Consider the following 16993-nt stretch of genomic DNA (forward strand, 5'->3'; position numbering starts at 1 on the left):
ACCTGGTGCGAAGCCCCCACCCGCGCCGCTCACCGCAGACGAAAAACCGGCCCGTTCGGACGGAACGGCAACGACGCGCCCGCGGGGACCAGGTAGGCGTGCTCACGACGCACCCGCAGCACATCGCAGGCACCGTCGGTGATGATCAGAATCGGCCCGTCGGCGGGAAAGTCGTCGGCGCGTTCGAGCAGCCGCACGCCCGGCTGTAACACGGTGCCGCCGCGGCCGCGCACCCGCACCCCACGCGCGATCTCCTCGACCGGCAGATATCCGGCGTCGTAGGCCGCGGCGTCGCAGTAGACCACCCTGGCGCGCGGCACGTCCCTGGCCAAGGCATAGGAAGCGATGGCGCCCAAGCCTTTTCCGAGCAGTGCCGCGTCCATCGATCCCGATGTGTCGAGGACGACGCCGAAGGTCGGCAGGCGCGTGGTCTCCTCCGGCCGCACCCAGGCCGGGCGCGGAATATCCGGCGTCGCCGCCTGTCTGCGGGAGGCGCGCGCGTAGCTGCGGCGTTTGTCGGCGGCGGGGACGTGCTCGTCGAACCAGTGCGCCAGCTGCGCGTCCCAGGGCAGCGGCGGCTGGTCCATGGCGCGGATCGCCTCCTCCAGCGCCGCGGGGACATAGCCGCGCCCGCTGTTCAGGTGATAGGCCAGGCCGGTGCTCAGCGCGTTGCGGTAATACTCGTCCAGATCGACGTAGCGCCCGGCGCCGCCGGGATGCGGGAGCGGTTCGCCGAGCACGTCACCGCGACCGCGCCCGCGCAACGTCGCCAGCTTGCGCAGCCGCCGCAGATCCACCGCGATGCGGTCGTACACCTCCTCGGCCGAACAGCCTTTCAGCTCGGGGTCGTAGAGCAGGCCCTCGGGCATGACCCCGACCCCGAGTTCCACCAGCCATCCGTTCACCACGTAGTCGCAGGCGATGTTGAACAGGTACGGGTCGCGCCATCCCGCGCGTTCACCGTGTCGCAGCGCGGCGTGCAGCATTTCGTGGGCGAGCACGAAACGCCACTCCTCCTGGGTCAACCCGGCCAGCGGGTTGACGTAGATCTCCGCCGCCTCGGCGTTGACCGCGGCGATGGCGATATCCCAGCCGCGCGCCAGATCCGCGTCGGCGACCACCGTCATCCCGGCGGCCAGCGCGCCGAGCAGCGGATAGGAGGACACGAACCAGCTCAGCGCCGCATCCCAGGCACGAAGCGGCCTGCGACCCTCCGGCGTCGTCTCCCCGCCCGCGACGGTCAGCGCGTCGCGCGCGGCCGCGGCGATGCCCGCCGCGAAGCGCCCCTGATGGTCGGCGTGCTCGGCCGCGACGGCGCCGCTGATCAGGAAGTCCGGCGGGTCGTCGCGCCGGTACTCGACGGGGACGGCGCTGCCGCGCCAGTGCGCGGCGGCCGCGCGCTCGTCGGACAGACTTGGCGCGGTGGGGAATTCGACGGGCCGACGCCCGATCTTCATGGTGCTCAGGTACTGGTCGACCACCGCGCAGCAGGCGGCGCGGTAGGCGGGGTGCGGTTCGGCCTCGTCGATGGAACGACTGTCGGACAGGTCGATTTCGGTGACGATGTCCGCGGGATCGACGCCGCGCGGATCCAGGTGCCCGAACCCGGCGTGCAGCAGGCAGTGCGCGAAAACCCAGGCCCACTCCTCGGATTCGGCGCGACGCTTCGGGTAGTAGGAGACGCCGGAACCGACGATGCGCGCCCACACCTCCGGCGGAGTCACGCGCGGATCGAGCTCGTAGAGCCGTACCGGCAGGTGGCCGAAGGCCCGGTGTCTGTTGACCATGCCCCAGCCGTCCAGCGCTGCCTGGCGCCAGGGGTCGACGATCGCGCGGCGCTTCCCGCGCGCGGCGCTCACGACTAACGCCGCGCGGCCAGGCGCGGCAGGTCGCGGGTCACCTCGACCAGGAACCAGGAGGGCAGCACGGGCGCGCCGTCGGCGTCCGACGCGATCACCAATTGCGCGCATTCGACCGAGATCTCGGCCAGCTCCACGAGCATCGTCTTGGCTCGCAACACGAAACGGTGCACCCCGCCGGAGACGTGTTCGCGCGAACCGGGCAGTTCCTTGATCAGCCGCGCGCGGAAGGTCTCGGACAGGAAGTACAGCAGGTCCCGGTCGCCGGGGTCGCGCGGCCAGCCCGCCTCGCCCTTGATCACGGCGTCCAGATCGTAGGCGTGGCGGATCGTCTTGACGAAGGCGCGGAACGCCGACGCGTGCGCGGGCGTCAGCGTGCCCGCGGCGAGCACGTCGAGCAGGGTGTCGTCGAGATCGTCACCGCAGGAGTGCAGTGCGTCGGAGAGCATGTGCCATCCGCGCGGGGTGGAGAAGGGCGCCTCGGACTTCGGCGCCGCCGACCACAGGTGATCGGGGCGCTGAGTCACGTAGCGCACCACCCAGGGGTGAATGTCGTTGTGCGCGGCCCACTTCAACCAGTTGTCCACATCGGCGCGCAGATGCAGGTGCACCATGCGGTTGACCAGCGCCGAGGCCATCGGCCGTGCCAGCGCGTTGTCGGTGGCGCGGTTGCCCGCGCCGATCACCACCGAACCGGCGGGCAGCTCGTAGGAGCCGATCCGGCGGTCCAGGATCAGCGAGTAGAACGATTTCTGCACCTCGGGCGCGGCGGCGTTCAACTCGTCCAGGAACAGGCAGTACGGCGTCGGCCTTGCGATGAATTCGGGCGGCGCGAACCGGCTGCGGTCGCCGACGATCTGCGGCACCCCGATCAGATCTTCCGGCGCCAGCTGGGTGCCGAGCAGCGTCACGCACTCCAGCCCGAGTGATTCGGCGAACGAGCGCACGAGCGAGCTCTTGCCGATACCCGGTGCGCCCCAGAGGAACACCGGCCGCACCACGGCGACGTGCAGCAGCAGTTCCGGCAGCTGGTCCGGGGTTACCGTGACCGTCGCCTCCATACCTTTCCTCCCCCGTCGAGCATCACGAGGGTCGAAGGTACAACCGCCGAGCCCGGCCGGGCCACCGGTTTTTCCGCGACGTCAGGCGATCGAGGGCGGGCCGTGCCGCTCGGCGGCGGCCCGGGCGAACCGCCCTGGCGAGATACCGCGCCACTGTTTGAACGCGTTCGAGAAGCTCGGCGCGCCCGAGTAACCCATGCGGTAGGCGACGTCCTCGACGGTCAGGCCGGTGGCCAGCAGCTCCTCGGCCAGATGGCCGTAGGTCTCGCTGTACAGCCTGCGGTAGGACGTGCCCTCGTCAGCCAGGCGGCGGCGCATGGTGCGCAGGCTCATGTGCAGCGCGGCGGCCACGTCCTCCTGCGAGACGCGCCCGCCCAGCCTGCGTAGCAAGACCTCGCGCACCGATCCGGCGATGCCCTGCGCCAGCCCGCGCCGCCGCAGCAGCTGCGCGCACTGCTGTTCGAACAACGCCGCGGTGAGCGGACTGGCCTGCGGCAGCGGGTCGTCGAAGCCGGCGGTATCGAACACGACCAGGTGCGGTCCCGCGCCGTCGGTGGCGGTGATGCCGTACTCGTCCAGCAGTGGCCGCAGCCGCGGACGCAGTCCCCACGCGACCTCGCCGCCGACGATCGGCGCGGGAGCGTGATAGACCACGGCCCAATTCGTCAGCAGCACAGCGGCATCGCGCTCCAGCAGGAAGCCGCGCAACCGTTCCGGCACCTCGCGATCGTCGGCGTAGAGCAGCAGCCGCCCGTCCCGATAGACGTGCCGGGTGCGGGCGAAGGTCGTGGTCATCCGGATGTAGCGCATCAGCAGATCCACCGCGGACCGCACCGTCGGACTGCTGAGCAGCGCCAGTCCGAGGGCACCGTAAGTGGTGACGTGCGTGCGCATTCCGGCCTCCAGACCGAGACCGGGGCGGTCGTCGAACCGGGTGACGAGATTGCCGATCAGGGCGAGTTCCTGCGCGGCGGTGACCTCCGTGCCCGGCGTCGTCAGCTGTCCGGGCTCGATCCCGGTGTCGCGCAGGCATTCCTCGAGCGGTACACCGTGGTCGCGCGCCAGCTCGACCAGGACAGCCGACAACGCCACCGAACGCCGCCACTCCCATGTGGACACCGCTCCATCGTCGTCCGAGATGGCCGGATTCCGCATGGGTTTGGCCGGACAGCGCAAGGACAGCCGCACGTCCGGTCCGTCCGACCGCGGACGCGGCGAACGTCGCGCAGCCGACCGAGAACTGGCCGATATGCGAAATGACCTGACCCGACATCGCATGGCACCACCACCGCGACGCGTCCTACCGTCGAGTAGAGGCGGAAGCGAGCGAAATCACATGTCGAAGAAGACACTTGTGGGCAAACGTGTAGCGATCACCGGCGGCGCGCACGGCGTCGGCAAGGAGACCGCGCTGGCCTTCCTGGCGGCGGGCGCGGACATCGCACTCGGGGACGCGGACACGGGGCGGGCGCGCGCGGTCGCCGAGCAGTTCGGACGGATGCACGGCGGCACCATCGTCGGGCTCGCGCTGGACACCACCGACAGCGCCAGGTTCGCCGAATTCCTGGCCCGCGCCGAACGCAAGCTGGGCGGGCTGGACGTGGTGGTGAACGCCGCCGACGCCGCGCCGACGGGCTCGTTCCTGAACGAGTCCGAGGCCGAATCGGATCTCCAAATCGACGTCAACCTGCGCGCCGTCGTCACCGGATCCCGGCTGGCCGGACGCCGTTTCGTCGAGCAGGGGCACGGCCACATCGTCAATATCGGCTCGGCGGTCGGCGTCACCGCGGCGCTCGGCGCGGCGGTGTACAGCGCGACCAAGCAGGCTGTTGTCGGGCTCGGCGCAGCGCTGCACCGCGGGCTCGCCCAGCAAGGCGTGCTGGTCAGCACTATCGCTCCCGGCTACGCGCCCACTCCCGAGATGGTCGCCGACGCCATCGTCGACTGCGTCGAGCACCGCAAGACCGGTCTGGTGGTGGTGCCGCCCGACGGCTGGTTCCGCAGCACCGTCCCCGATCCCGTCCAGTTGCGCCAGACCATGCGCCGCATGTTCGGGATGGCCTAACGCAGTTCGCGCAGTAGGCGTTTGAGCACCTTGCCGGTCGGGTTGCGGGGCAGGCTGTCGACGAAGAGCACGTCGCGCGGCACCTTGAATCGAGCCAGGTGCGCCTTCACGTGCTCGCGCACCTCGTCCTCGGTGAGCGCGTGCCCCGCACGGACCACGACCACCGCCCGCAGGCGCTGGCCGTAGCGCTCGTCGTCGACGCCGAATGCGCTCACCTCCGCGACCGCGGGGTGGGCGGCGAGCAGTTCCTCGACCTCGCCGGGAAAGACGTTCTCACCGCCGGAGACGATCATGTCGTCGTCCCGCCCGTCGATGAAAAGCCTTCCCGCGCTGTCGAAATGGCCGACATCGCCGGTGGACATCAGGCCGCCGATCCGTTCCTTGTCGCCACCGCCGGTGTAGCCCTCGAACTGGTAGTCGTTGCCGACGAAGATGCGCCCGGTGCGGCCCGGCGGCAGCTCGGCGGCGTCGTCGTCGAAGATCTTCACCGTGGTGCTCGGCACCGCGGTGCCGACGCAGCCGGGCTCGACCGCCAGGTCCGCGGGCGTGGCGATGGTCGCGTAGGCCACCTCGGTGGAGCCGTAGACGTTGTAGACCACGGGCCCGAACGCCTCGGTGACGCGCACGCACAGCTGCGCGCCCAGCTGCGAACCCGCGACGAAGATGATCCGCAGCCGCGAGAAGTCGTGTCCGGCACGGGCTTCGGGCCCGAGATCGACGAGCCGCCGCAGCATCACCGGCACCGCGATCAACGCGGTGGCGCGATGGCGGTGCAGGCTGTCGAGCACCGCTCGCGGATCGAAGCGGCGCCGGATCACCAGGGTCGAGCCGAAGCCGACGGCCATGACGGCGTGCGCGAAGCCGAGGGTGTGGAACAGCGGCGCAGGGCATTCGGTGATCTCTTTGGCGCGGAAAGGAACCCGGCCGAGGACGGCGCCCAGCGGAGCAAGCGACGTCGGCTCCCGGCGCGGCGCACCCTTCGGGGTTCCGGTGGTGCCGCTGGTCAGCAGGATGATCCTGGCGGCGGTGCTCGGCCTGCGCGGCGGTTTTCGCGAGCCGCCCGCGATCAGGTTCTCCAGCGAGTCGACCGCGGGCGCGTCGGTCCAGGCCCGGTAGCGCCCGCGCGGCGGCCGCAGATCGCCGAGAACGCCCGCGTATTCGTCGTCGTAGACCAGCAGGTCGGCGCCTTCTCTTGCGAGCACCTCGCGCAGCTGCGGCCCGGCGAAATCGGTGTTGAGCAGGATGATTCTCGCGCCGCATTTGGCCGCGGCGAACACCGCGTAGTGGAAGCCGCGGTGATTGCGCGCCAGCACCGCGACGCCTTCGCCGTCGCGCAGGCCGCGCGCCCGCCACGCGTTGGCCAACGCGGTGCTGCGCTCGTCGAGCTCGCGGAAGCTCACCGCGCCGAGTTCATCGATCAGCGCGGCCCGGTGCCGGTAGCGCAGCGCCGCGACCGTCACGAGTCCGCCGAGCATGCCCGAGCGCACCACCGCCATGCCCATGCGTGCCAGTCGGTCCGGCCGTTGCGGCGTGGCCAGGCCCGCGCGCACCGCCAGGCTCGCGTAGTAGGTCTCGTCGGCGACGCGGCGGGCCGCGCCGAGCGCGACGGAGCCGAGAGTGGTGACACGGTTCATGGATCCACCTGAGCTGGGGCACTCGAGTCTGAGCACTCGATATGAGGGCGGGTGTCCTCACAGTAAGGTGTCTCACACAGTCCCGTCGAGGGCTCGGCTCGCGACCATGATGGACGCCATGTCGAGTCGCACCGAGGAACCGCCGTCGCGCACCGGCTTGCGCATCGCCATCGACGACCTCACCGGCCCCGACATCGTCGATCTGCTGGCCGCCCATTTGGCCGAGATGCACGCCAACTCCCCCGCGGGCAGCATGCACGCGCTCGACCTCACCGAGCTCCGCAGGCCCGGCATCACCTTCTGGAGCGTGCGCGAGGGTGCCGAGCTGCTGGGTTGCGGGGCGCTCAAACGGCTCGACGCCGGCCACGGCGAGATCAAATCCATGCGCACCGCGGCCGAGCACACCGGCCGCGGCGTCGCGGCGGCACTGCTGCGGCACATCGTCGGCGAAGCACGCGCCCGCGGCTACCGCAGGCTCAGCTTGGAGACCGGCGCCGCACCCTATTACCTTCCCGCCCAACGTCTTTACGCGCGGCACGGCTTCCAGGTCTGTCCACCCTTCGGCGAATACACCGACGACCCGCACAGCGTTTTCATGACATTGGCGCTGTGAACCTGCGCGTCAGCCCAGCGCTCGGGCGAACGCCGCCACCAGCTCGTCGACCTGGGCGTCGGTCATCACGAAGGCCGGCGAGACCTGCATGGCTCCCTGGCCCACGACTCGGCTCGAAACCCCTTGGGCACGCAGCTCTTTGACGAAAGACAGCGCTTCGGACGGTTCGGCCAGCTGCACCGCGGCCACCGCGCCGAGTCCGCTGCGCACCTCGGCCACCCGCGGATGCGCCGCCAGCGACGCCAGCTTCTCGTGCAGGGCGCTCTCCAGCCGGGCGGCCTCGGCGAGCAGATTCTCGCGCTCGATGATGTCGAGGTTGACCAGCCCGGCGACGGCCGCGGCGGCGTGCCCGCCGTAGGTGTAGCCGTGCCGCCACCAGACGCCCCCGACGAAGAACGGCTCGGCCACATGTGGCGCGGCGAACACCGCGCCCATCGGTTGATAGCCGCTGGTGAGCCCCTTGGCGGTGGTCATGATGTCGGGTCGCAGATCGAATCGGGTCGAGGCGAACCAGCTTCCGCCGATGCGCCCGAATCCGGTGACCACCTCGTCGACGACGAACAGGATGTCGTGCTCGCGGCAAATGCGGCGCACCTCGCTCAGATAGCCCTGCGGCGGCAGGTACACCCCGCCGGCGCCGATGATCGGCTCGCAGAAGAAAGCGGCGATGTGTTCGGCGCCGACCTCGTCGACGAGGGCGAGCAGCGCTTTCGCGTCGTCCCACGCGATGATGCGCGCGTCGGGCATGAGTTCGCCGTAGCCGGCACGGTTGAGCGGCAGCCCCGCCAAAGCCGTTCCCGCGACGTGCATTCCGTGATAGGCGCGCTCCCTGCCCACCACGATCGTCTTCTCCGGCCTGCCCAGTTCGTGCCAGTAGCGCCTGGCCAGCTTGGCCGCGGTGTCGATCGCGTCGGAGCCGCCGGAGGTGAAGAAGATCTTGCTGCCGGATACCGGGGCGATCGCCGCGAGCCGCTCGGCGAGTTCCCTGGTGGCGGGTTCGGCCAGGTCGCCGAAGTTGGAGTAGTGCGCGATGGTGCGCAACTGGCCGGCGACCGCGTCGGCCATCTCGGCGCGCCCGTGCCCGATATTGGCGAACCACAACCCGGCCGTGGCGTCGAGATACCGGGCGCCCGCCTCGTCGTAGACGTAAGCGCCCTCACCACGAGCGATCACGAACGCGCCGTCCCGTTCGACGGCGCCCATATCGGCGAAGCCGTGCCACAACGCGCTCATGCCGCGTTCGCTCATGCCTGCACCTCGCTGGCGCTCGGCTCCGGCATGCGCGAAGCGCACTGGCACATGATTCGCTCACTGCGTTCGCTCATGCCTGCACCTCGCTGACGCTCGGCTCCGGCATGCGCGAAGCGCACTGGCACACGATTCGCTCACTGCGTTCGCTCATGTCACCACCTTGCCGGGTTCACGCCACCGCTCGGCGAGCCCGCCGAGAGCGGCGACGGATACCGCAAGCAGCGCGAACACCCCGGTCAGGACGATCAATCCGATGATCAGCGAGACATATCCTTGGCCGGTGGGGTCGAGGAAGGGATACGGGTACCAGTCCACGATCGGCCCCCGCGTGAGGGTGTAGATGCCGTAGGCCGCGGGATAGATCAGCCAGCCCGCGATGAGCCCGCCGGTGACGCCCAGGCTGACCGGCACCAGGATCCAGTCCAGCACCAGCACGATCGGCAGGATGCGGTGCAGGATGTCGTTGAGCAACTTGTCGGTGAGCATCACGTCGATATTCGCCAGCAGCACGGCGTACACCACGCCGGTGATCAACAGGTAGAGCGTCGCGGCGCCGCGAAGCACCTGCCAGCGGCGCGACACCGGGTCCCGCAGGCCGCCGATCAGCAGCACGAGCACGCCGAACACATTCGACTGGATGGTGAAGTAGCTGAAGTAGTTCGCGATGGAGAAGGTGTCCACATCCAGATTGCGCAGCGGGATCCAGGCCAGCGCCACGATGCCGAGTACACCGAAGGCAACACGAAGTCCTCTGACCACCCACGACGTGCCCGAGCCCGCGTCCATGGGCCGATCCTCGCACATCGTACGGCGCTCGACCGGCCGAATCACCGCCGCTGGCATACGTTCAGCTAACGGCAGTGAGCGCCGCGGCGGCCCGGCAGCGGCGGGCCGTGATGCCCGGCCCGGTAGGCTGGACGACGCAATGACCAGGACAGCTGACACCGGAACCCGCGCGCTCCGCACCCGCCTGGCGAATCTCTCCCTCCGCGACGAGTACCGGCTGCGGCGTCGGCTGGACCGGGCACGCGACACGGAGCTCGACGAGATCGCCGCCGACATCGCCGCCGCCGAACTACGCGTGGAAGCGCGCCGCGCGGCGGTGCCCCGGATCCGCTATCCCGAGCAGCTGCCCGTCACCATCCGGCGCGCCGACATCGCGAAGGCCATCGCCGACAACCAGGTGGTGATCGTCGCGGGCGAGACCGGCTCCGGCAAGACGACCCAGATCCCGAAGATCTGCCTGGAGCTCGGTCGCGGCATCCGCGGCGCCATCGGCCACACCCAGCCACGCAGGCTGGCCGCGCGCACCGTCGCCGAACGCATCGCCGAGGAGCTGGGCACCGAGCTCGGCGACGTGATCGGCTACACGGTGCGGTTCACCGACCAGGCCTCCGAGCGCACCCTGGTCAAGCTGATGACCGACGGCATTCTGCTCGCCGAGATCCAGCGCGATCGGCTGCTGCGCCGCTACGACACGATCATCATCGACGAGGCGCACGAGCGCAGCCTCAACATCGACTTCCTGCTCGGGTACCTCAAGCAGCTGCTGCCGCGCCGGCCCGACCTGAAGGTGATCATCACCTCGGCGACCATCGATCCGGAGCTGTTCGCCCGGCATTTCGCCGACGAAAAGGGCACGCCCGCACCGATTGTCGAGGTGTCCGGCCGGTCCTATCCGGTCGAGATCAGGTACCGGCCGCTGAGTCTCGAGCTGCCCGCCGCCGACGAGGACGACGAGGACACCCGCGTGGTGGACCGCGACCCGGTCGACGCCATCGGTGACGCGGTGCGCGAGCTGTTCGCCGCGGGCGACGGCGACGTGCTGGTCTTCCTCTCCGGCGAACGCGAGATCCGCGACACCGCCGACGCACTGCGCGACCTGAAACTGCCACGCACCGAGATCCTGCCGCTGTACGCGCGGTTGTCAGCCGCCGAGCAGCACCGGGTCTTCCAGTCGCACACCGGCCGCCGCGTGGTGCTGGCCACCAACGTCGCGGAGACCTCGCTGACCGTGCCCGGCATCCGCTACGTGATCGACCCCGGCACCGCGCGCATCTCCCGCTATTCGATGCGCACCAAGGTGCAGCGGCTGCCGATCGAACCGGTCTCCCAGGCGTCGGCCCGGCAGCGCTCCGGACGCTGCGGCCGCGTCGCCGACGGCATCGCGATCCGGCTGTACGCCGAGGACGATTTCGAATCCCGGCCCGCCTTCACCGAACCGGAGATCCTGCGCACCAACCTGGCCGCCGTCATCCTGCAGATGACCGCGCTCGGGCTGGGCGATATCGAGAACTTCCCGTTCGTGGAGGCGCCGGACAAACGCGCGATCCGCGACGGCATCGCGCTGCTGGAGGAGCTGGGCGCGCTGGCACGCGGCGCGGCGAGCCCCGATGCCGCGCTGGCGCTGACCCCGGTCGGCCGCGAGATGGCCCAGTTGCCGGTCGATCCGCGCATGGCGCGCATGCTGGTGCAGGCCAACGGCAACGGCTGCCTGACCGAAGTGTTGATCATCGTCGCGGCGCTGTCCATCCAGGACGTCCGCGAGCGGCCCGCCGAGTTCCAGCAGGCCGCCGACGCCAAGCACGCGCGGTTCGTCGTCGAAGGCTCGGATTTCCTGGCCTACCTGCGGCTCTGGGACTATCTCACCGAGCAGCGCAAATCGTTGTCGTCCAATCAGTTCCGGCGGATGTGCCGCGAGGAGTTCCTGCACTACCTGCGGATCAGGGAGTGGCAGGACCTGCACGGGCAGCTGCGCACGATCACCAAGAGTCTCGGCTGGTCGGCCGACGGCCGCGGCTCGCAACCTGCCCGTGCGACAACGGAATCCGCGCCCGCCGGTCGCGACGGCTCCCCCGCGTCGAACCGTTCCGGCAGGCGGCGCGGCGGCCGGGGAACGGACAAGCCCTCGGAGGTCCCCGTCGTCGCACCGGACAACGACGGCCTACCGTGGGATTCCACCGCGATCCACCAGTCGCTGCTGGCGGGCATGCTCTCGCACATCGGCGTGCGCGAGGCGGAGAGCAGGGAGTTCCTCGGCGCGCGCGGCGCCAAGTTCATGATCTTCCCCGGCTCGTCGCTGGCCAAGAAGCCGCCGCGCTGGGTGATGGCCGCCGAACTCGTGGAGACGTCTCGCTTGTTCGGTCGGATCGCGGCCCGGGTGGAACCCGAGTGGGCCGAGCGGCTCGCGGGCGATCTGGTGAAGCGCACCTACTCCGAACCGCACTGGTCGGCCAAACGCGGCGCGGCGCGCGCCTACGAGCGCGTCACGCTCTACGGCGTGCCGCTGGTGACGAGCCGCCCCGTGGACTACGGCCGGATCGATCCCGAGGTGTCTCGCGAGCTGTTCTTGCGGCACGCGCTGGTGCAGGGCGAGTGGCAGACGAAACACGAGTTCTTCCACCGCAACCGGGAACTGCTCGACGACGTGGCCGATCTCGAGCACCGGGCGCGCCGCCGCGACATCCTGGTCGACGACGAGGTGCTGTTCGAGTTCTACGACCAGCGAGTCCCCGCCGAGGTCGTCTCGGCGCGCCACTTCGACAGCTGGTGGCGCACGGCGAAGCGGAAAGATCCCGCGCTGCTGGACTTCTCGAAGTCCACCGTGGTCAACGCGAACGCGGCGGCCTTGGATCCAACGGACTTCCCGGACGCTTGGCGCCAGGGCGAGCTGAGCTTCCCGCTGACCTACCAGTTCGAGCCGGGTCAAGAGGACGACGGCGTCACCGCGCGCATCCCGGTCGAGCAGCTGGCGCACGTGCGCGCCGTCGGCTTCGACTGGCTGGTGCCCGGCATGCGCGAAGAGCTGGCGACGGCGCTGATCAAGACGCTGCCGAAGACGTTGCGGCGCAGCGTCGTTCCGGCCCCGGACTTCGCCGCCGCCGCGCTGGGCGCGCTCACCCCACGCGCCGAGCCGCTGCGCACCGGCCTGGCCAGGGAGTTGTCCCGGCTCGGCTCGGTGACCATCACACCGAACGACTTCGACCCCGCCGCGCTGCCCGAGCATCTGCGCATGACCTTCGCCGCGGTCGACGCCGGGGGCCGGGTACTCGCGAAGGGCAAGAGCCTCACCGCGCTGAAGACCCAACTCACCGAACAGGTGTCGGCATCGGTGGCGCGGGCGACCGCGGGCGCCGAGCGCGCCGCGGCCACGGTGTGGACCTCGGAGTCACTCGGCACCGTCGAACCGACGGTGCGCCGCCAGGTCGCCGGGCAGACCGTGACCGGTTATCCGGCGCTGGTGCCCGAGGGCGAGGGCGTCGCGGTGCGCGTCCTCAGCTCCCCCGCCGAGCAGGCCGCCGCGATGCGGGCAGGCACCCGCACTCTGGTGCTGCACGCGATACCGACCTCGGCGCGCACCGTCACCTCGGGCCTTTCGCCCACGGATCGCCTTGCGCTGAGCCAGAATCCGTCCGGTTCGCTGGAGGGTTTGGTCGAGGACTGCCGGGCCGCGGCCGCCGACGAGCTGATCGCGGCGGCGGGCGGTCCGGTGCACAGCCCCGACCGCTTCGAGGCGCTCGTCGCCGCGATCCGTCCCAGGCTGGCCACCGAGGTCGCCCGCATCGTCCGCCTGGTGGTGCCGGTGCTGGCCGAAGCGCACCGGGTGACCTCGGTGCTGGGTAGCGTCACTGAGCGCGACATCGCCGAGGATGTCCGGCACCAGCTCGACGATCTGGTCTTCCCCGGCTTCGTCTCCGAATGGGGCAGTGCCCGACTGCGGGAGCTTCCTCGCTACCTGCGCGCCGTGCTGGTCCGGCTCGAGTCCCTGCCCGGTTCCGCCGTCCGCGATCGGCAGGGCATGGCCGAGCTCGACCGCGTCCTCGCCGCGTACGACCGCTTGCTCGCCGCACTGCCCGAAGGGCGCAAGCAAGCGCCCGACGTCGTCGAAATCTGGTGGATGATCGAGGAATTCCGGGTGAGCCTGTTCGCTCAGAAGCTCGGCACGCCGTATCCGGTGTCCACCAAGCGGATCGAGAAAGCCATCGCCGCCATCCGCCGGTGAGTGAACGGCACCGCGCACGGACCAACGAGCCCGCCGGACGTTCCGGCGGGCTCGGACGCACCCGGGTCAGTCCGCGGCGACGCCCGCCGCGGCGCGTGCCTCGCGCATCTGCTGGATCTCGCGTTCGAAATCCTCGGCGGAGGTGAAGGACCGGTAGACCGAGGCGAAGCGCAGATAGGCGACCTCGTCGAGGTCGCGCAGCGGACCGAGGATGGCGAGGCCGACCTCGTGACTCGGCACCTCCGGCGAACCCGTCGCGCGCACGGCGTCCTCGACCTGCTGGGCCAGCAGGTTCAGGGCGTCGTCGTCGACCTCGCGGCCCTGGCAGGCGCGGCGCACGCCACGGATGACCTTCTCCCGGCTGAACGGTTCAGTGACGCCGCTGCGCTTGACCACGGACAGGATGGCGGTCTCGACCGTGGTGAAACGCCGCCCACAGTTCGGGCACGAACGTCGACGGCGGATGGCCGCGCCTTCCTCGGCCTCGCGCGAGTCGACCACCCGGGAGTCAGGGTGTCGGCAGTACGGGCAATGCATCCGAGAGATCCTTCGTCGATGGACCCGGCACGAGGTATACCCGCATTGACACGCCGTATACCTCCATAGCTCTTCGAGGATACCCGGGTAGTCACCGGGCGTTTCGCCCGGCGGGCAGCATCACTCGGCGAGCTGCCAGCGTGAGGTCAGGTCGGCGAGCAGTTCGGGCAGGCGCGGGACCAGCCTGCCGCGGGCGAGTTTGTGCCAGAACGACTCGCCGAGCACTGCCGCCGCGAGCACCGTGTCGGTCTCCATGTCGATATGGCGCGGCACCAGGTCGCCCATGATGTAGGTCCAGCGGTCTTCCCGGTCGGCCCAGTTGAAGGCGGGCAGCGCGGTGCGCAGCGCGACCTGCTGTCCGCCGAGACCGGTACGCACGGTGGCCGGGGCGAAGACGCCCGGAGCGCGAACACCGGGCACCGCGGGTTTGCCCGCGATGGTGCTGACATAGGTGAGCACCCGCCCCATGCCGTCGCGGCCCGCGGCGGTGACGTCCCACTGGTCGGCGACGATGTGGTTCTGCTCCCGGTCGGTCATCCGGATCAGCGCGTCGATGTAGCCGTCGCGGGTGCCCGTCGTGATCGACTGCCACGCGGCGCGGATGTCCGCGTCGATGATGCCCGCGGCGTACATCTCCTCGATGCCCGGCATGCCGAGCGCGGCAAAGGCTTCGTGCATCGGAACGAGGTCGGTGAAGATGTGCTTCTGCATGATCATCAGCCGGGTCTGGTACCAGGCGACGTCCTCGGCGGACAGGCGCGCGCCCTGGGTGGCCAGCAGCCCGATGTCGGCGGGCAGTTCGCCGATCAGTTCTTCGGGGGTCCCGCGCAGCAGGTCGGCGACGGTGTTGCCGAGCTGATGGACGCCCGGCACGTCGAGCACGACGCCGACGTCGCTCATGTCGAAGAAACCCGAAGCGAACGAGCCGCCCGCGATCCCCGCCAGACCGGCCCAGTAGAACTCCGGGTATGTCGTGGTGAGCCGCAGGTAGTTGACATAAACCTGATTGAAGGTTCGCTCGTTGGCTCGTGCGCCGCGGCTCGGATCCCAGCCCGCCAGATCGATCGCGGCGTTGCCGGTGGCCACCACTAGCCAGTACTGATGCAGCAGCGTCGCATAGCGTTCCGGCGCGATGCCGTCGGATCGCGCCTGGTCCAGCGCCGCGCGCAGGGTCGGTTCGTCCAGCGGCAGCGCGGGATTGAGTCCGCCGCCGCGCTCACCGTCGCCGTTGACCGACGGCAGATCGAGATAGTCGAGGTAGGCCGGAGCGGCGCCGGCGACGGGAATCGCGCCGAGCCCCAAGAGGAAACAGAAGAACAGCCCGGCGAAGGCACGGAGCGCGCCGCCTGCGGTGAATCGCTGCGTCATTGCATGAGTCCCGAAATCGTTCGAGGCAAAAATGTTGCCTGGGTCACGTTTTCAGCACAGTAGCAACGCGTTCTAGTTGCCGATCGAGATTTTCGGCCACGCCGAATGGCCGACTTGCCGCATCGTCCCCACACGAAGGAATGCGAGAACCACCCGCGAAACCTGCTCGGCCCCTGGCGAACCGGCGAGCCCAGCCGCCGGCCAATGCGAGCCCAGCGAATCAGCGCGGCTGATTACCGTAGACCGGCCGCTGTTCGATCTCCGCGGGAATCGAGGTCGAGGAATCGGGACCGACGACGGCGCCCGCGCGCCAGTGCGCCAATCCCAGCAGCCCGGCGACCACGAGCGCGCTCAGCAGCGCCGCGACCGCGAGCACCGCGAACCCCAGCTGCGCCTGCTCCACGGTCGGCACCGGATGCACCCCGCGCGGACGCCGGGCCGCGGGCGTGCGCACGCGACCGCGCCGGTACAGGTCGGCGGCGCCACCCGGCCTGCTCACGCGCGGACGGCGATCCGCCACTTCACGACCCGGCGCGGCCACGGCGCGCGGTCCGCCGCGGCGCACCCGCGGAGCGGAGTCGAAGCCCAGATCATCGACGGTGTCTTGCATTTCCGGAGCGGACGCGGTGGCGCGGATTTCGCGGGTCGCTGTGTTCATCGGACAGACCTCCATGTGGATGCAGGCGGGATGGCTCGAAGAGAGTCGCTTTCGATCACATGTTCGAAGAACTGATGTTCGAATTTCTACCACGCGCCGCCGCCGAAGTCAGCACGAAACGCCCGACATGCGTCGAACAGATGTTTGAAACCTCGGCAGTAGCGGACTAAATTCGAGAGGCGACATCAACGACGAGAAGGGCGGTTGCGGTGAGCCACACAGACGACACGGGCGACGAGAGCGGAGTCGGCGGCGACCCGTCGCCGACCGGGGCAGATCTCACCGTGCGTCAGCGCAAGGTGCTGGAGGTCATCCGAACCTCGGTGAGCGAGCGCGGCTACCCGCCGAGCATCCGCGAGATCGGCGACGCGGTCGGATTGACCTCTACCTCGTCGGTCGCCCATCAGCTCCGAGCACTGGAGCGCAAGGGCTATTTACGCCGCGACCCCAACCGCCCCCGCGCGGTCGACGTCCGCGGGCTCGACGAGGCGGTGCGCGCGGTGACCAGCCTGCCCGGCGCCGCGCTCGAGGACGCCGAATCGGCCGCGATCGATCCGAACCGTCCGACCCCGACTTTCGTTCCGGTACTGGGCCGGATCGCCGCCGGTGGGCCGATCCTCGCCGAGCAGGCCGTGGAGGACGTGTTCCCGCTGCCGCGCGAACTCGTCGGCGACGGTTCGCTGTTCCTGCTGAAGGTCGTCGGTCAGTCGATGGTCGACGCCGCCATCTGCGACGGCGACTGGGTGGTCGTCCGTCAGCAGAACGTCGCCGACAACGGCGACATCGTGGCCGCGATGATCGAGGGCGAGGCCACGGTGAAGACCTTCAAGCGCAGCGGCAAGGACGTCTGGCTGATGCCGCACAACCCGCTGTTCGAGCCGATTCCGGGTAACGACGCCCGCATCCTCGGCAAGGTCGTGACGGTGATCCGCAAGATCTAGCGGG

General features: G+C 69.9%; 13 protein-coding genes. 4 read left to right on the forward strand and 9 right to left on the reverse strand.

Translation table 11 applies throughout. The annotated features are described in order from the left end of the window. Positions 1-29: 29 nt before the first annotated feature. The 3 genes from AB0H50_RS01215 to AB0H50_RS01225 form a co-directional block, all read right to left on the reverse strand. Positions 30-1859, reverse strand: coding sequence for a hypothetical protein (locus AB0H50_RS01215; protein ID WP_357444845.1), 1830 nt, complete (start codon positions 1857-1859; stop codon positions 30-32). Between the two features lie 2 nt (positions 1860-1861). After that, positions 1862-2920, reverse strand: a complete 1059-nt coding sequence (locus tag AB0H50_RS01220) for a MoxR family ATPase (RefSeq protein WP_357444848.1) — start codon at positions 2918-2920, stop codon at positions 1862-1864. Between the two features lie 81 nt (positions 2921-3001). Further along, on the reverse strand, positions 3002-4039 hold the full coding sequence (locus AB0H50_RS01225; protein WP_357444851.1) for an AraC family transcriptional regulator ligand-binding domain-containing protein: 1038 nt from the start codon (positions 4037-4039) through the stop codon (positions 3002-3004). A 235-nt stretch (positions 4040-4274) separates the two neighbouring features. Between AB0H50_RS01225 and AB0H50_RS01230 the strand changes: the two genes are divergently transcribed. Beyond that, a complete protein-coding gene (locus AB0H50_RS01230; protein WP_357444854.1) occupies positions 4275-4985 on the forward strand; it encodes an SDR family NAD(P)-dependent oxidoreductase in 711 nt (236 codons plus the stop codon). On the opposite strand, the gene AB0H50_RS01235 is transcribed toward AB0H50_RS01230, so the two are convergent. Further along, a complete protein-coding gene (locus tag AB0H50_RS01235; protein ID WP_357444857.1) occupies positions 4982-6619 on the reverse strand; it encodes an acyl-CoA synthetase in 1638 nt (545 codons plus the stop codon). The two genes, AB0H50_RS01230 and AB0H50_RS01235, sit on opposite strands and share 4 nt — an antisense overlap. Positions 6620-6737: 118 nt before the next feature. On the opposite strand from AB0H50_RS01235, the gene AB0H50_RS01240 reads away from it, so the two are divergent. Then, positions 6738-7232 (forward strand): GNAT family N-acetyltransferase, encoded by a 495-nt coding sequence (locus AB0H50_RS01240; protein ID WP_357444860.1) that lies wholly within the window; start codon positions 6738-6740, stop codon positions 7230-7232. Positions 7233-7241: 9 nt separating this feature from the next. Here the strand turns inward: AB0H50_RS01240 and AB0H50_RS01245 are convergent, their stop codons facing one another. Then, positions 7242-8465: an aminotransferase class III-fold pyridoxal phosphate-dependent enzyme gene (locus tag AB0H50_RS01245; protein ID WP_357447155.1), complete on the reverse strand. Its 1224-nt coding sequence runs from the start codon at positions 8463-8465 to the stop codon at positions 7242-7244. Between the two features lie 165 nt (positions 8466-8630). Beyond that, on the reverse strand, positions 8631-9269 hold the full coding sequence (locus AB0H50_RS01250) for a Pr6Pr family membrane protein (RefSeq protein WP_357444863.1): 639 nt from the start codon (positions 9267-9269) through the stop codon (positions 8631-8633). 139 nt (positions 9270-9408) lie between these two features. On the opposite strand from AB0H50_RS01250, the gene hrpA reads away from it, so the two are divergent. Further along, positions 9409-13485, forward strand: coding sequence for an ATP-dependent RNA helicase HrpA (hrpA, locus tag AB0H50_RS01255; RefSeq protein WP_357444866.1), 4077 nt, complete (start codon positions 9409-9411; stop codon positions 13483-13485). A 66-nt stretch (positions 13486-13551) separates the two neighbouring features. On the opposite strand, the gene nrdR is transcribed toward hrpA, so the two are convergent. The 3 genes from nrdR to AB0H50_RS01270 all read right to left on the reverse strand — a co-directional run bounded on the left by nrdR (position 13552) and on the right by AB0H50_RS01270 (position 16048). Then, positions 13552-14022, reverse strand: a complete 471-nt coding sequence (gene nrdR, locus AB0H50_RS01260; protein WP_068064096.1) for a transcriptional regulator NrdR — start codon at positions 14020-14022, stop codon at positions 13552-13554. 120 nt (positions 14023-14142) lie between these two features. After that, complete coding sequence (locus AB0H50_RS01265; protein ID WP_357444869.1) at positions 14143-15390, reverse strand: hypothetical protein; 1248 nt, start codon at positions 15388-15390, stop codon at positions 14143-14145. Positions 15391-15610: 220 nt separating this feature from the next. After that, positions 15611-16048: a hypothetical protein gene (locus tag AB0H50_RS01270; RefSeq protein ID WP_357444872.1), complete on the reverse strand. Its 438-nt coding sequence runs from the start codon at positions 16046-16048 to the stop codon at positions 15611-15613. A gap of 209 nt (positions 16049-16257) precedes the next feature. On the opposite strand from AB0H50_RS01270, the gene lexA reads away from it, so the two are divergent. Then, the gene (lexA, locus tag AB0H50_RS01275; RefSeq protein ID WP_357400551.1) at positions 16258-16989 is read left to right on the forward strand and encodes a transcriptional repressor LexA; all 732 of its coding nucleotides are present in this window, start codon (positions 16258-16260) and stop codon (positions 16987-16989) included. The last annotated feature ends 4 nt before the right edge of the window (positions 16990-16993 follow it).

This window comes from Nocardia sp. NPDC050793 (assembly GCF_040654065.1).
GTDB lineage: Bacteria > Actinomycetota > Actinomycetes > Mycobacteriales > Mycobacteriaceae > Nocardia.

Excerpts from the sequence above, each read along its gene's own strand:
- nrdR (WP_068064096.1), bottom strand. The coding sequence starts at position 14,022 with ATGCATTGCCCGTACTGCCGACACCCTGACTCCCGGGTGGTCGACTCG.
- AB0H50_RS01220 (WP_357444848.1), bottom strand. The coding sequence starts at position 2,920 with ATGGAGGCGACGGTCACGGTAACCCCGGACCAGCTGCCGGAACTGCTG.
- AB0H50_RS01270 (WP_357444872.1), bottom strand. The coding sequence starts at position 16,048 with ATGAACACAGCGACCCGCGAAATCCGCGCCACCGCGTCCGCTCCGGAA.
- AB0H50_RS01250 (WP_357444863.1), bottom strand. The coding sequence starts at position 9,269 with ATGGACGCGGGCTCGGGCACGTCGTGGGTGGTCAGAGGACTTCGTGTT.
- AB0H50_RS01265 (WP_357444869.1), bottom strand. The coding sequence starts at position 15,390 with ATGACGCAGCGATTCACCGCAGGCGGCGCGCTCCGTGCCTTCGCCGGG.
- AB0H50_RS01245 (WP_357447155.1), bottom strand. The coding sequence starts at position 8,465 with ATGAGCGCGTTGTGGCACGGCTTCGCCGATATGGGCGCCGTCGAACGG.
- hrpA (WP_357444866.1), top strand. The coding sequence starts at position 9,409 with ATGACCAGGACAGCTGACACCGGAACCCGCGCGCTCCGCACCCGCCTG.
- AB0H50_RS01240 (WP_357444860.1), top strand. The coding sequence starts at position 6,738 with ATGTCGAGTCGCACCGAGGAACCGCCGTCGCGCACCGGCTTGCGCATC.
- AB0H50_RS01235 (WP_357444857.1), bottom strand. The coding sequence starts at position 6,619 with ATGAACCGTGTCACCACTCTCGGCTCCGTCGCGCTCGGCGCGGCCCGC.